Source organism: Actinoalloteichus spitiensis RMV-1378, assembly GCF_000239155.1.
Taxonomy (GTDB): Bacteria; Actinomycetota; Actinomycetes; order Mycobacteriales; family Pseudonocardiaceae; genus Actinoalloteichus_B; species Actinoalloteichus_B spitiensis.
This window is the reverse complement of the sequence record NZ_AGVX02000605.1, coordinates 1-13,215: the sequence shown is the minus strand read 5'-3', so window position 1 is coordinate 13,215 and position 13,215 is coordinate 1. Positions and strand designations below refer to the sequence as shown.

Sequence of the window (13,215 nt, the reverse complement as noted above, 5' to 3'; positions counted from 1 at the left end):
ACGCGCGCGGCGCGCGGGCGGTGCTGACCGAGCTCTCCCGGCTCCGGCGGTCGGGAGGCGTGGCGCCGGGGGCAACCGCGCGCACTCCCGGCGACGGTGACGCCGGGGCGGCGGTGCCCGACGGCGCCGCTCCCCGGTCCGGGTCCGATCCGGACCCGGAGCTGGTGGACCTCGCGATCCGCTACCTGGCCGTACTGCGCTCCCACGACCTCGTCGACCTCGACGACCTGGTGGCCCTCCCCACCGAGCTGCTGGAGTCCGACCCCGACCTGCGCTCCTCGGTGCGCGCCCGGCACACCTGGGTCTCGGTCGACGAGTACCAGGACGTCGACGAGGTGCAGTACCGGCTGCTGCGGGCACTGGTTCCCCCCGAGGGGAACCTGACCGCGATCGGCGATCCGGACCAGGCCATCTACTCCTTCCGAGGGGCTGACGTCCGCTTCTTCCTGCGGTTCCGGGAGGACTTCCCCAGCGCGAACACCGTGTCGCTGACCAGGAACTACCGCTCCAACCGCCACATCGTCGCCGGGGCACTGCAGGCCATCGCCCCGACCACGCTGGTCCCCGGGCGCGCCCTGCACCCCTCGGCGGCGCTCCCCGCCACGAGGATCGGTCTGCACCAGGCCGGGGACGAGCGCGCCGAGGCGTCCTTCGTCGCCAGGACCATCGACACCCTCCTCGGTGGCTCCTCGTTCCACTCGCTCGATTCCGGACGTGCCTCCGGGGAGGGTGACGAGGGGCTGGGTTTCTCGGACATCGCCGTGCTCTACCGCACCGACGCGCAGGCGGCAGCGGTGGTGGAGGCGCTCACGGCCGCCGGTGTCCCCTTCCAGAAGCGGTCGCACGACCGGTTGCGGGAACGCCCTGGCGTGGCCGAGCTGGTGGACGAACTGCGGTACGTCGCGCCAGACCCTTCTGGCGGCGGTGCCACCCCGTCCGTGCTCGACCGACTGCGGGAGGCGGCCCGCCGGCTGGCCGACCGCGTGCCCGAGGGCGAGCGCCCCGAGCGGTTGGCCGTGCTCGACACGGCGGTCGACCTCCTGCGCGGACTGGCCACCAGCTGCGGAACGGACCTGGCGCGGTTCCGGGACGAGCTGTCACTGGGGGTGGAGGTCGACACGCTGGACCCGCGGGCCGAACGGGTCGCGTTGCTCACCCTGCACGCCGCGAAGGGGCTCGAGTTCCCCGTCGTGTTCCTGGTCGGCTGCGAGGACGGGCTGGTGCCGCATCGCCTGCCCGGCACACCACCGGGGGAGCAGGACCCGGCGGCGGTGGCGGAGGAGCGGCGGCTGTTCTTCGTGGGCATGACCCGGGCCCAGCGCCACCTCTACCTGAGTTCGGCCGCGAACCGGTTCCGCCACGGCGCGAGCCGTCCCGCCGTGCCGTCACCCTTCCTGTCCGCCCTGGACGGCGCCGTCTACCAGCGCATCGGGCAGGCCGGCCCGAAACCCAGCAGGGCGGCGCGTCAGCTGCGGCTGCTCTGACCGCGGCCGGGGGCCGTGCCCGGCCGCGCCAGGTTCTTCTCGAACCAGTGGTCTGAGTACGGGGCGAGCGAGTAGGCCGGGATCTCCCGGAAACCCCGACTCGTGTAGAGGGAGCGCGCCTCGACGAGGTCGGCACGGGTGTCCAGTCTCATCCGGGTGGCGCCGAGCTCCCTGGCGGCGTCCTCCGCGGCCGAGAGCAGCCGGGCGCCCAAGCCCCGCCCCCGGTGGTCGGGCAGGACGAACAGGCGCGTCAGTTCCGTGGTCAGGGGGTCGAGCACCCGCACCCCCACGCACCCGGCCGTCCTGCCCGCCCCGTGGGCGAGGAGGAACCGCCCGTGCGGGGGAGTGAGGTCGTCGCTGGGCTCGTCGGCGAGTGCCGTCGCCCATTCGGTGGTGGTGGCGGGACGACCGTGCCTGACCAGGAAGTAGCGGTCGACGATGTCCCGGTAGTAGGCGCGCAGCACGGCCACCGACTCGGCCGCCTGGACGTCGTGCGGCCGGATGACCCACCGCGCTGGGGCCGCGGGAACACTGCTCATGCCGCCATTCTCACGCCTCGGCGACGGCGCCGGCGAGTTCGACCGGGTCGCGGCCCCCCCACGTAGGGCCTGGCCAGCCCGGACCCGGGTCGGAGATGGAGGTGGAACCCGCCGACCGGGCCGGCGGCGCGCCCGACCCCGCCAGACACGACCATCGAAAGTGCGGACCGGGTTCGCCCGGCCTTCTTCGCAGGTCGGAACGGTCGCCACCCCATGCGGTGACGATGCCTGGCGGACAGATTCCCCCGTTAGGCCGCTACCCGTCACGGAGCCGCGTGCTAACCTTGCACTCGGTTGCTGTTGCAGTTCCTCGCATGTTCTTGGACGCCCGCGGAGCCACATTGCGGGCGTTTTTTGTACGTGGGCCCCGGTCCATGACGGGGGACGGTCACAACCAGGGAGCCGCGCAGTGCGGTTCTCGATAACGTCCCTCACAAGGAGACACAGTTCATGGCTCAGGGCACCGTCAAGTGGTTCAACTCGGAGAAGGGCTTCGGCTTCATCGCCCAGGACGGGGGACCGGACGTGTTCGTCCACTACTCCTCCATCGACACCCAGGGCTTCCGCACGCTGGAGGAGAACCAGCGCGTGGAGTTCGACATCACCCAGGGCACCAAGGGCCCGCAGGCCGAGCGCGTCCGTCCGCTCTGAACCTGAAGGTGTGACCGCGTGTGCCCCGGCGAGTTCTTGCTCGCCGGGGCACACGTCTACTGATGGTCGTCCGTCGTAGAGTCGTGGTGTGCGCCGGGAGAGTCACCAGGGGAGTGCTGTGAAACGCAGGATGGATCTGGGAGCTGTTCGTTTTCGACTCCGCGTGACATGGCGCCGCAAGGTGATGCTCACGCTCACGGGATCCACACCCCGCAGCTGCCGGGTGGACGTCGGGCTGCACCAGGTCGTCGTGCGCGCGGGGCGGTTCTTCCGGACCGCGTTCCCGCTCGGCGCCGTGCAGGCGGTGCGGGTACTTCCGCACCACAAGGCCCCCGGGGCGGACCTGCGTTCCCGGGACGGCGTGCGGTTGCTGGGTGCGCGGACCTCGGTGGTGCAGATCCTGCTGGAGGCTCCGGCGCACGCCCGGCGGCTCGGCCGGCGGGTGGCGGTACGTCGGCTCACCCTCTCCGTGGACGACCCGGGCCTGCTCAAGACGGTGTTGAGCAACCGGGGCAACCGGTGGCGGCGCCAGGGGCAGTCCGCGAACTGAGACGTGGTGCGGCTGCCCGCGCTCCGGGCCCCACCAGGGGCGGCGCGTCCGTGGTCGTCGAACACGGTCCGTCGGCCTCGCGCGTACCCCCAACGCACCTCCGGCCCGCCCGTCCCCTCGGCGCGGAGATGGCCCGTCCGACGTCGCCCGGGTGGTTGCGGCCCTCCGGCGCCGGGTAGCCCCGGTGCGAGGCCCGGCCACGGCCGGGCCGTCGTGCCGACGAGCCCGCCGGGTGCGGGACGGCGAGGACCGGGGCGAGGGGAGAACGATCATGGACCTGCTCACCGCGCACGGCAGGGCGATGGCGGAGTTCGACCGGCGGGTCCGGCAGGTGAGCTCCGACCAGTGGGCCAACGCCACCCCGTGCACGGAGTGGACCGTGCGGGACCTGGTGAACCACATCGTCACCGAGCAGCGGTGGGCGCCGGTACTGCTGGCCGGGGCCACCGTCACCGAGGTCGGCGACCGTTTCGACGGGGACCAGCTCGGCGCCGATCCGGTGGCGTCCTGGGCGGAGGCGTCGGCCGCCGCCCGGGAGGCCTTCCTCCGGCCCGGGGCGCTGGAGGGGCGGGTGAACGTCAGCTCCGGTGATCTCCCCGCCGGTGAGTACGGCTGGCAGATGACCTCCGACCTCGCCATCCACGCGTGGGACCTGGCCAAGGGGATCGGTGCCGACACCACCTTGGACTCCGGGTTGGTCGAGGCGGTGGACGGCGTCATCCGTCCCGAGATCGACGACTGGGGCGCCGCCGGTATCTACGCACCCCCGGTACCCGTGTCCCAGGCATCGGATCCCCAGGCGCAGCTCCTCGGGCTTGTCGGACGTCGTCCCTAACATCGCCGTGGTACGCGGACGACGGGAAGGAACGCGCCAGTGGAGACGACGAATCTCGCAACGCGCTACGACCGGTGGCTGACCGGGTTGTGGCAAGCCCCGCCGGAGCGGATGGTCGGGTTGGCGCGCGAACTGTTCACCGAGGACGCGGTGGGGCACTGGTCCCGGGGCGATGCCCACGGCCCCGAGGGCATCGCGGCGAACGTCCGGGAGACCACCGCGTTGTTCGACGAGGTCAGGACGGAGCTCCTCGTCGGGCCCGTCGTCGACGGGGCGCTGGTGTCCGCGGTCTGGCGTTTCTCGGGGCGCGTCCGGGCCGGGGTTCCCGGTGTGACCGCCGAGCCGGGTGCCCTCGTGACCTTCACGGGCGCGGACATGTTCCGGGCCGTCGACACCCGGTTCGCCGAGTACTGGCCGCATGGTGACGCGTTGAGCTGCCTGTCCCAGCTCGGGATGGTCAGGATGACGACGCCCTGATCCGGGGCGGGCTCGCCTCGCCGTCCGGCTCGCGCGCTGATCCGCCTCGGGCGGGCGTGCCTGGTGGACGGCTTCGGGGTCAGGGACGGGACGGCAGCGTCAACACGCCGACGTCGGCGTCGAGGTGCACCGGTACGTTCAACGGAACGGTCACCTGGTCGGCGCAGTGCCCGAAGCCCACCTCCCACGCCACCGGGATCCCCAGCGGTTCCAGCCGGTCGGCGAGGACGTCCCGCACCCGCTCCGGCGGCCCGCACCGCTCCCAGGACCCGAGCGCCACTCCCGCCACCGCGTCGAACCATCCCGCCGCGAGGAGCTGGGTGAGCATGCCGTCGAGGCGGTAGGGCTCCTCGTCGATGTCCTCCAACAGCGCGATCGCGCTGTCCGGGGGCCGGGGGACGTCGGGTCGGTCGAGGCTGGCCGCGAGCAGGCTGAGCGTCCCGCCCCAGCTGGTACCGCTGGCCCGGCCACCCCGGATCGGCATCCCGGAGCCCCGGCCGAGCGGGCCCAGCCCGTCGGGGGCGAACAGGACCTGGCGGAGGTGTTCCCGCGCGGCCGGCTGGTCCACGAAGTAGCTGGTGCCCACCATCGGACCGAAGAGCGAGGCCACCGGGAGCCGGGCCGCCAACGCGGCGTGCACCACGGTGATGTCGCTCGACCCCACGACCAGGCGGGGGGAGCAGCCCTCGAGCCGGCCCCAGTCGAGATGGCGCAGGGTCCTGGCCGAGCCGTAGCCGCCGCGGGCGCAGAGGACCGCGCGGACATTAGGGGCCGACAGCGCCCAGGTGAGGTCGTCGGCACGGTCGACGTCGTCTCCAGCGAGGTAGTCCAGCACCGGGTGGCGGCGCAGGACGTGCTTGCCCAGGGAGACCTCCAACCCCCAGCCCCGGAGGGTCGCCAACCCCCGGTCCAGGGTCTCCTCGGCGACCGGGCCCGCCGGTGCCACCACGGCGACGCGGTCACCGGGCCGCAGCGGCCGGTCCGGCCAGGTTCTCCCCCCGCCCTTCACCGCTGGATCTCCAGCTCCGGAACACCGGGCGTGTCGAATCCGAGCACCTGCCCGTAGAAGGACAGTTCGGCCTGGAGGACGGCGCGGATGGTGTCCGCCCGGCGGAACCCGTGCTGTTCACCGGCGAAGGCGAGGTAGGCGTGCGGGACGCCGTGCTGGGCCAGGGCGGTGACGAAGCGTTCGCACTGGTCGGCGGGGCAGATCTCGTCCTCCAACCCCTGGAGGATGAGCAGCGGGGCCAGCATTTCCTGGACGCGGTTGATCGGGGCCCGCTGCCAGTACCGATCCCGCTGCTCCGGGTAGGGGCCGACCAGGCCGTCCAGGTAGCGGGACTCGAAGTCGTGGGTCCCGCCGTTCGCCCACCCCTCGAGGTCGAGGACGGGGTACATCGCGGTTCCGCAGCGGTAGGTGTCGACGCAGGTGAGGGAGGACGCCGTGGTCCACCCGCCCGCGCTGCCGCCCCGGATCGCGATCCGGCGCGGGTCGGCGGTGCCCTCCGCCCCGAGGGCCCTGGCCACGGTCGCGCAGTCGCTGACGTCGACCACGCCCCAGTTCTCCCGGAGCCGTTCCCGGAACTCCCGCCCGTAGCCGGTCGAGCCGCCGTAGTTCACCGCGACGACCCCGATGCCCCGGCTGGTGAAGTAGGCGAAGTCGATGTCCAGCACCGGTGAGACCCGGCCGGTGGGGCCGCCGTGCACGTGGACGAGGAACGGGGGGAGCTCGTTCTCGGGCGCCATGAAGTCGGGGTTGCGGGGGCGGTAGACGTAGGCGGGGATCCGCTCACCGTCCGGGCCGGTGAGGATCCGTTCCTCCGGGACCGGCAGGTACCGCTCGTCGGGCAGGGTGCCAGGTCCGGCGGTGAAGCGCCGTACGCGTCCGGAGTCCGGGTCCAGGGCCACCACCGCCCGGCCGCGTCGAGGGCCGGAGGCTACCCCCACGATCTCCCCGGTGCGGACCGCGAGGGTCGCCGCCCAGCTGGTCAGCGAGTCCCGCACGTCCACGGGGAGGTCGGTCAGGGCTCCCGTCTTCGAGTCCAGCAGGGCGAGCGCACCGGACCGCAGGACCGCGAAGCGGCCGTCGCCGAGATCGGCGAACCAGCGGGCACCGACCTGCCAGAGCGGGCCGCCCAACTCCTCCCGGACCGGACCCAGGTTCTTGCGGGTGCCGTCCAGCTCGAGGCGGAAGAGGTTCCACCAGCCGTCCGGGTCGGTGGAGACGGTCAGCGCGTCGGTGGACGTCCACTCCGCCTGGCACACGGCCTCCCCGCTGCCGCCGCACAGCACCCGGGGTTCCGACAGCTCGCCGGACTCGGCGATGTCCGCGACGCACAGTTCCGTGCCGTCCCACGGCATCGCCGGGTGGTTCCACCCGATCCAGGCCGCGTGGCGCCCGTCGGGGCTCGGCCGTGCCCCGGTCATGAAGTGGTGGCTGGCCGCGAGGACGCGGACGGCGTGGAGGTCCTCGGCCGCCGCTCCCGTGACGGGGAGGGCTACCAGGTCGCGGCGGACGTCAGTCCGGCCCTTCCCGGTGACCGTCTCCCGAACGCACCACACCTCGCTCCCCCCGGGGCCCGCCGCCAGGTCGCCGTACCGGAAGCCGTGTTCGACCTCCGGCGCTGGCGAGATCGCCCGGGGCTCGGCGGTCGGATCGTCCAGATCGAGGAGGTAGACGCGCTGGTCGGTCCAGTGGGTGAACGCGAGCAGATCCGCCCCGCCCCGCTCGAACACCACCCAGGGCCGGCCGCCGTACTCGTGCAGCCGGTTGCGCACGTTCCACGGCGCACCGAGCACTTCGCGGGCGTCGCCCGGCGTGTTCGCTCTCAGCAGAGCGACCCGGCCGCCCTCGGCGGGACGGCTCTCCGTCCACCACACCTGCTCCCGGTGGGTGTCGGCGAGCAGCGGACCACCGCCGGCCGCCGCGGCATCGTCCGCGCTGATCGGAGAGGTCCAGGTGCCGTAGCGGGAGATCGTTACCACATTCGGACCTTATCCCGGAGTGGCCGGGGAGGGGGAGAAGCTGAAAGCGTGTTGATTGATCAGCATGTGGGGGAGGGCGCTGCCGTCCGAATCCCGGTGGCCTAGTGTCGGAGGTGTCATGGCTCGTGTCATTCACGTATTCCGTCAGCCCGACCGCTTCGTAGCAGGCACGGTCGGGCAGCCCGGCGAACGCATGTTCTACCTCCAGGCGTCCGAGGACGTCAGGCAGATCAGCGTTCAGCTGGAGAAGCAGCAGGTGTCGGTGCTCGCCGAGCGCATCAGCGCGCTCCTGGAGGAGGTGGTCCGCCGCTTCGACGCGGAGGTACCGCCGGACGCTCCCGAGGAGTCCATCGACACGGAACCCCTCGAGGTGCCGGTGGAGGAGGAGTTCCGCGTCGGCACCATGGGGTTGGGTTGGGACGCCGAGACCCACGCCGTCGTGATCGAGTTGTTGGCGATCACGGAGGAGGAGGTCGACGAGTCCGTGGTACTCGACGACACCGAGGAGGGGCCGGACGCCGTCCGGGTGTTCCTCACCCCTCTCCAGGCCAGGGCGTTCGCGGCCCGGGCGGAGCGAGTGGTGAACGCGGGGCGGAAGCCCTGCCCGCTCTGCGGGGAGCCCCTCGACCCGGCCGGTCACATCTGCCCGAGGCAGAACGGCTACCGACGGGGCGACCCGGCGCTGCCGGGGTTGTAGAACGGCTCGGCGAGGTGGGGGTTGACGAGGCCGACGCCCTGGCACTGCTGGAGCGGGGTGACCTCGAGGTGCGCGGCCGGATGGTCGACGCCTCGAACGCCACGCTCTTCTGCGAGGTCAGCGCGGACGGCGTGACGGCGAGTTGCGTCTACAAGCCGGTACGGGGCGAGCGCGCCCTGTGGGACTTCCCCGACGGGACGCTGGCCGGCCGGGAGGTGGCCACCTACCTGCTCTCCCGGGCGGCGGGCTGGGACCTGGTGCCACCGACCGTGCTGCGGGAGGGGCCGCTGGGCCCCGGCATGGCGCAGCTGTGGATCGAGACCACCCCCGAGGACGCCCTCGTGGACGTCGTGCCCCCCGACCGGCTGCCGGAGGGATGGCGGGCGGTGCTCCACGCCCACGATCGCTTCGGTGACCCCGCCGTGCTCGCCCACGCCGACCACCCCCGGCTGCGCACGATGGCGGTGTTGGACATCGTGGCGAACAACGCCGACCGCAAGGGTGGTCACGTGCTGCGGGCCACCGACGGCGCCGTCTACGGGGTTGACCACGGCATCTGCCTGAACACCGAGCACAAGCTGCGCAGCGTGTTGTGGGGCTGGGTCGGGGAGCCGCTGTCGGCGGAGGTCCAGGAGGACCTTCGCCGGCTGGCCTCGCTCCTCGACGGGAGCCTGGCCGCCACGCTCGGCGCGCACCTGACCCGCAAGGAGATCCAGGCCGTGGGGCGGCGGACGGCGGAGTTGCTCGCGGCCCCGGTCTTCCCCGGGCCCAGCGGCGACTGGCCGCCCATCCCGTGGCCGGTGTTCTGAGCGCGACCGGATCGGCCCCGGTGGACGAGGGGCGCCGGACCGGGTGCCGAGAGCCGCTCTCCCCTGCTGGTCAGCTCCGTGCGGTTCCGCCGCCCGGCTGGCCGGGGAGGCCAGGATCCCCGGTGGGCTCGGGGTCCGGTGGGAGGGGTGGTGGGGTGCCCGCTCCGCCGAGCGCGCCGATCAGGCGGAGCAGCTGGTCCCGGAACGTCTCGTAGTCCTCCAGTCCCCGGAGGACGGCCGGGTCCGACCGCTCCGCCGCCAGCGCTTCCTCGTGCACCGCCAGTCCGTCCGCGGTGGGCGTCACCAGCATCCGCCGCCGGTCCCGCTGGTCGGCCGCCACGTGTACGTACCCGGCGCGGCGCAGTCCCTCCACCGTCCTGCTCATCGTCTGGTCGGTGACCTTGCAGCGGCGGGCGAGCGGTCGTTGGGGGGAGGGGCCGTCCTCGCTCAGCACGTGGAGGGCGATCAGGCCGGCGTGGGTGAGACCCCGCGTGCGGAGGTACTCCTCCCAGGAGCTCTCCACCAGCCGTGCCGCGACCGACAGCAGGCGTCCCGTTGGCCAGCTCGACACCGCGCCGGCCGGATCGTCCTGGGGGCCGTCCGGCGAGGGGGGTGTGGGGGGCGTCACGTTCACGGACCTCCAGATCTGAATTGTTCAGCGAGCTGAGCAATACTTCCGGTCGTACTGGTCGGTGGCCGGAGGGCGCACGCGTCCCACCGCCGAACGCCCAAGCCTACGAAGCCCGACGGCGGGCGGACGGGATGTGTGAGACGCCGATGAGCCCGGCAGGACCCACCACGCCCTCCCATGACGAGCGGACGAGGGGGCGGAGACCCCGGCTGCGCTGGTTGCTCCCCGCGTTGCTGGTCCTGGGCTGGTTCGGGGTCGTCGCGATCGCCGGCCCCTACGGTGGCCGGCTCTCCGAGGTGCAGCAGAACGACTCGGCCGCGTTCCTCCCCGAGACCGCCGAATCCACCGAGGTGGCCGCGTTCCAGCGGGAGATCTCCGGTGACCAGCCCCTCCCGGCCGTGGTGGTGGCCGAACGTGACGAGGGTCTGTCCGAGGCCGACCTGGCCTTCCTCGGCGAACGGTCCGAGGAGATCGCCGGCATGGACGGGGTCGCCGGACCGCCCAGCCCACCCATCCCCTCCGAGGACGGCCACGCGGCGCGGCTGTTCGTCCCCCTGGCCAACGACGGCGACGCCGAGCCGAGGGAGGTCGTCGAGGACATCCGGCGACTGCTGGCCCAGGACCGCCCGGACGGGCTGGACGTCCACCTCACCGGCCCGGCGGGCATCATCGCCGACCTCACCGCCGCCTTCACCGGTATCGACGGCCTGCTGCTGGTGGTCGCCGCCGGCGTCGTGGCGGTCATCCTCGTCATCGTCTACCGCAGCCCCCTGCTCCCGCTGACCGTGCTCGTGTCGTCCACCTCCGCACTCGTGGTCGCGGTCGTCGTCGTCCACTTCCTGGCGACGAACGGGTGGGTCACCCTCAACGGCCAGAGCCAGGGCATCCTGTTCATCCTCGTCTTCGGCGCCGCGACGGACTACGCCCTGCTGCTCGTCGCCCGCTACCGGGAGGAACTGGGCTCCACCGGGTCCACCTGGACGGCGATGCGGCGGGCCTGGCGCGCCACGGTCGAACCCGTGCTCGCCTCGGCCGGCACCGTCATCGCCGGGCTGCTCTGCCTGCTGTTCAGCGACCTCAGCTCGAACAGCAGCCTCGGCCCCGTCGCGGCCGTGGGCATCGCGGCCTCGGTCCTGGCCGCGCTGACCTTCCTCCCCGCCGCACTGGTCCTCCTCGGCCGTCGGGCCTTCTGGCCCTTCCGGCCCGAGGCCGGGGCCGTCGGCCGCCGGGGCCTCTGGCAGCGCACGGCCGACGTGGTGGCCGCCCGGCCGCGGCGCTTCTGGGTCGGGACCACCCTCGTCCTGCTGGTGGGCGCCGCCTTCATGCCCCAGCTCCGGGCCACCGGGACCTCCGAGACCGAGGTCTTCCTGACCAGCGTCGAGTCAGTGGCAGGTGAGGAGGCGCTGACCAGGCACTTCCCGGGTGGATCGGGGCTGCCCACTGTCGTCGTGACCGAGGCGGACCGGCTGGAGGAGGTGCTCACCGCGACCGGGTCCGTCGAGGGCGTCGCCGAGGTCGCGGTGCTCAGCGCGACGGACCCGTCGGCGCCGCCCCCGGGCCCCCCGGCAGACACGGCGGCCGACCCGGTGGTCCTCGACGGCCGTGCCGCCGTGGAGGCCGTGCTGGACCACCCCGTCGACAGCGACGCCGCGCTGGACACCGTCCGCGACCTCCGGGAGGTCCTCGCGGGAGTCGAGGGCGCCAACGCGCTGGTCGGCGGCCCGACCGCCAGCCAACTCGACACCCAGGAGACCGCCACCCGCGACCTCGCGGTGATCGTGCCGATCGTGCTGGTGGTGATCTTCGCGATCCTGGCCCTGCTGCTGCGGGCACTCCTCGCCCCGTTGCTGCTCATCGCGACAGTGGTGCTCTCGCTGGCGGCGACCCTCGGCGTCGGCGCGCTGCTGTTCAACCACGTCCTCGACTTCCCCGGGGCCGATCCCTCGGTGCCGCTCTTCGCGTTCGTGTTCCTGGTGGCCCTGGGCATCGACTACAACATCTTCCTGATGACCCGGGTCCGGGAGGAGTCCGTGACGAAGGGCACCCGGCTCGGCACGGTGCGCGGACTCGCCGTCACCGGGGGAGTGATCACCTCTGCGGGACTGGTGCTCGCGGCGACCTTCTCGGCGCTGGTGGTGATCCCCCTGCTCTTCCTGGCGCAGCTGGCGTTCCTCGTCGCCTTCGGGGTGCTGGTCGACACGCTGTTGGTCCGATCGCTGCTGGTGCCGGCCCTCACGCTCGACATCGGCCGCCGGATCTGGTGGCCCTCCCGGTTGGCCGCCCGACGAACCGAGGAGGCCGGCTCGAAGGCCGCTCCGCCGGCGGAAGGGGGCTGACCCGCGCCCCGGTCCTGACGACCCAGTGGTCACGGAAAGTGTCGACCGCTGGGCCGTCCGCGTTCGCCGGCGGGCCCGGACCGGGCCGCTGCCGCCGCCGGTCGGCGGAAGTCCTTACAGTCGGTTCCATGCAACCTTGGGCTACCACCCCGGTCCCGCGAACGCCGGGAACCCCGCGGCCGCTGCGCCTGTTCGACACAGCCTCCCAGGAGGTGCGCCCCACCGCCCCGGGGAGCACGGCCGGGCTCTACGTCTGCGGCATCACCCCCTACGACGCGACCCACCTCGGTCACGCCGCGACCTACCTGGCCTTCGACCTCGTCAACCGGGTCTGGCGGGACAACGGCGTCGACGTGACCTACGTGCAGAACGTCACCGACGTGGACGACCCGCTCCTGGAACGCGCGGAGCGGGACGGCGAGGACTGGGTGGTGCTCGGGCTGCGGGAGACGGCCCTGTTCCGGGAGGACATGGAGGCCCTGCGGGTCCTGCCCCCCGACCACTTCGTCGGCGCTGTCGAGGCGGTGCCCGAGGTCGTGGAGGTGGTGGGCAAGCTGCTGGCCGACGGGGCCGCCTACCGGGCGGACGACCCCGAGTACCCGGACATCTACTTCGACCACCTCGCCACTGGTCGTTTCGGCTACGAGTCGAACTACGACGAGGCGACCATGGGCACGTTGTTCGCCGAGCGCGGCGGAGACCCCGACCGCCCCGGCAAGCGGCACCCGTTGGACGCCCTGCTCTGGCGGGCGGCACGACCGGGCGAACCCGCCTGGGACACCGAACTGGGCCGGGGCCGGCCGGGATGGCACGTCGAGTGCTCCGCCATCGCGCTGAACCGGTTGGGCATGGGTTTCGACGTGCAGGGCGGGGGATCGGACCTCGCCTTCCCGCACCACGAGTTCAGCGCGGCCCACGCCGAGGCCCTGACCGGGGACCACCCGTTCGCCCGCCACTACTGCCACACCGGGATGATCGGCCTCGACGGGGAGAAGATGTCGAAGTCCCGGGGGAACCTGGTCTTCGTCTCCCGGTTGCGTGCCGACGGCGTCGACTCCCGGGCCGTCCGGCTCGCGCTGCTCGCGGAGCACTACCGGTCGGACCGGTCCTGGACGGCCGACCTGCTCGCGGAGGCCGAGGCCAGGCTCGACCGGTGGTGTCGAGCAGCCGCTCTCGGCGCCGGACCCGACGCCGACGACACCGTGGCCCGGGTGCGCACCT

The 13,215-nt window shown here is 72.9% G+C and carries 13 protein-coding genes; 9 read left to right on the top strand and 4 right to left on the bottom strand.

Annotated elements, in window-relative coordinates; translation table 11 throughout:
* A partial coding sequence (locus ACTIDRAF_RS0222510; RefSeq protein WP_016700963.1) for an ATP-dependent helicase occupies positions 1–1,484 on the top strand: 1,484 nt, incomplete at its 5' end.
* On the opposite strand, the gene ACTIDRAF_RS0222505 is transcribed toward ACTIDRAF_RS0222510, so the two are convergent.
* Positions 1,466–2,023, bottom strand: a complete 558-nt coding sequence (locus tag ACTIDRAF_RS0222505) for a GNAT family N-acetyltransferase (protein ID WP_016700962.1) — start codon at positions 2,021–2,023, stop codon at positions 1,466–1,468. The genes ACTIDRAF_RS0222510 and ACTIDRAF_RS0222505 overlap by 19 nt on opposite strands.
* 450 nt (positions 2,024–2,473) lie before the next feature.
* Here ACTIDRAF_RS0222505 and ACTIDRAF_RS0222500 point away from each other — a divergent pair, with 450 nt between their 5' ends.
* The 4 genes from ACTIDRAF_RS0222500 (at position 2,474) to ACTIDRAF_RS0222485 (ending at position 4,536) form a co-directional block, all read left to right on the top strand.
* Positions 2,474–2,674, top strand: coding sequence for a cold-shock protein (locus ACTIDRAF_RS0222500; RefSeq protein WP_016700961.1), 201 nt, complete (start codon positions 2,474–2,476; stop codon positions 2,672–2,674).
* Between the two features lie 184 nt (positions 2,675–2,858).
* Positions 2,859–3,224, top strand: coding sequence for a hypothetical protein (locus ACTIDRAF_RS0222495; RefSeq protein WP_016700960.1), 366 nt, complete (start codon positions 2,859–2,861; stop codon positions 3,222–3,224).
* A gap of 271 nt (positions 3,225–3,495) precedes the next feature.
* On the top strand, positions 3,496–4,059 hold the full coding sequence (locus ACTIDRAF_RS0222490) for a TIGR03086 family metal-binding protein (RefSeq protein ID WP_026066395.1): 564 nt from the start codon (positions 3,496–3,498) through the stop codon (positions 4,057–4,059).
* A 39-nt stretch (positions 4,060–4,098) separates the two neighbouring features.
* Positions 4,099–4,536, top strand: a complete 438-nt coding sequence (locus ACTIDRAF_RS0222485) for an ester cyclase (RefSeq protein WP_016700958.1) — start codon at positions 4,099–4,101, stop codon at positions 4,534–4,536.
* Positions 4,537–4,615: 79 nt separating this feature from the next.
* On the opposite strand, the gene ACTIDRAF_RS0222480 is transcribed toward ACTIDRAF_RS0222485, so the two are convergent.
* On the bottom strand, positions 4,616–5,545 hold the full coding sequence (locus tag ACTIDRAF_RS0222480) for a S66 peptidase family protein (protein WP_016700957.1): 930 nt from the start codon (positions 5,543–5,545) through the stop codon (positions 4,616–4,618).
* Entirely contained in the window at positions 5,542–7,521 is a 1,980-nt protein-coding gene (locus tag ACTIDRAF_RS0222475) for a S9 family peptidase (RefSeq protein WP_016700956.1), read from the bottom strand. Before ACTIDRAF_RS0222475 ends, ACTIDRAF_RS0222480 begins: the two co-directional genes overlap by 4 nt.
* Before the next feature lie 118 nt (positions 7,522–7,639).
* Here ACTIDRAF_RS0222475 and ACTIDRAF_RS0222470 point away from each other — a divergent pair, with 118 nt between their 5' ends.
* Both ACTIDRAF_RS0222470 and ACTIDRAF_RS0222465 read left to right on the top strand, forming a co-directional pair.
* Complete coding sequence (locus ACTIDRAF_RS0222470) at positions 7,640–8,218, top strand: DUF3090 domain-containing protein (RefSeq protein ID WP_026066394.1); 579 nt, start codon at positions 7,640–7,642, stop codon at positions 8,216–8,218.
* Positions 8,219–8,232: 14 nt separating this feature from the next.
* A complete protein-coding gene (locus tag ACTIDRAF_RS0222465; protein WP_016700954.1) occupies positions 8,233–9,027 on the top strand; it encodes an SCO1664 family protein in 795 nt (264 codons plus the stop codon).
* Between the two features lie 70 nt (positions 9,028–9,097).
* Here ACTIDRAF_RS0222465 and ACTIDRAF_RS30585 read toward each other — a convergent pair whose 3' ends face one another.
* Positions 9,098–9,655 carry a MarR family winged helix-turn-helix transcriptional regulator gene (locus tag ACTIDRAF_RS30585; RefSeq protein WP_083886584.1) on the bottom strand — a complete coding sequence of 186 codons (558 nt, stop codon included), beginning with the start codon at positions 9,653–9,655 and terminating at the stop codon, positions 9,098–9,100.
* A 149-nt stretch (positions 9,656–9,804) separates the two neighbouring features.
* Between ACTIDRAF_RS30585 and ACTIDRAF_RS0222450 the strand changes: the two genes are divergently transcribed.
* Both ACTIDRAF_RS0222450 and mshC read left to right on the top strand, forming a co-directional pair.
* Positions 9,805–11,994, top strand: coding sequence for an MMPL family transporter (locus ACTIDRAF_RS0222450; protein ID WP_157163212.1), 2,190 nt, complete (start codon positions 9,805–9,807; stop codon positions 11,992–11,994).
* 128 nt (positions 11,995–12,122) lie between these two features.
* Positions 12,123–13,215: cysteine--1-D-myo-inosityl 2-amino-2-deoxy-alpha-D-glucopyranoside ligase (mshC, locus tag ACTIDRAF_RS0222445; RefSeq protein WP_052168937.1), on the top strand; the 1,093-nt coding region annotated here is incomplete at its 3' end.

Bases quoted from the DNA above. Each gene is read 5' to 3' on its own strand.
- ACTIDRAF_RS0222500 (WP_016700961.1), top strand. From the start codon at position 2,474: ATGGCTCAGGGCACCGTCAAGTGGTTCAACTCGGAGAAGGGCTTCGGC.
- ACTIDRAF_RS0222470 (WP_026066394.1), top strand. From the start codon at position 7,640: ATGGCTCGTGTCATTCACGTATTCCGTCAGCCCGACCGCTTCGTAGCA.
- ACTIDRAF_RS0222490 (WP_026066395.1), top strand. From the start codon at position 3,496: ATGGACCTGCTCACCGCGCACGGCAGGGCGATGGCGGAGTTCGACCGG.
- ACTIDRAF_RS0222450 (WP_157163212.1), top strand. From the start codon at position 9,805: ATGAGCCCGGCAGGACCCACCACGCCCTCCCATGACGAGCGGACGAGG.
- ACTIDRAF_RS0222495 (WP_016700960.1), top strand. From the start codon at position 2,859: ATGCTCACGCTCACGGGATCCACACCCCGCAGCTGCCGGGTGGACGTC.
- ACTIDRAF_RS0222505 (WP_016700962.1), bottom strand. From the start codon at position 2,023: ATGAGCAGTGTTCCCGCGGCCCCAGCGCGGTGGGTCATCCGGCCGCAC.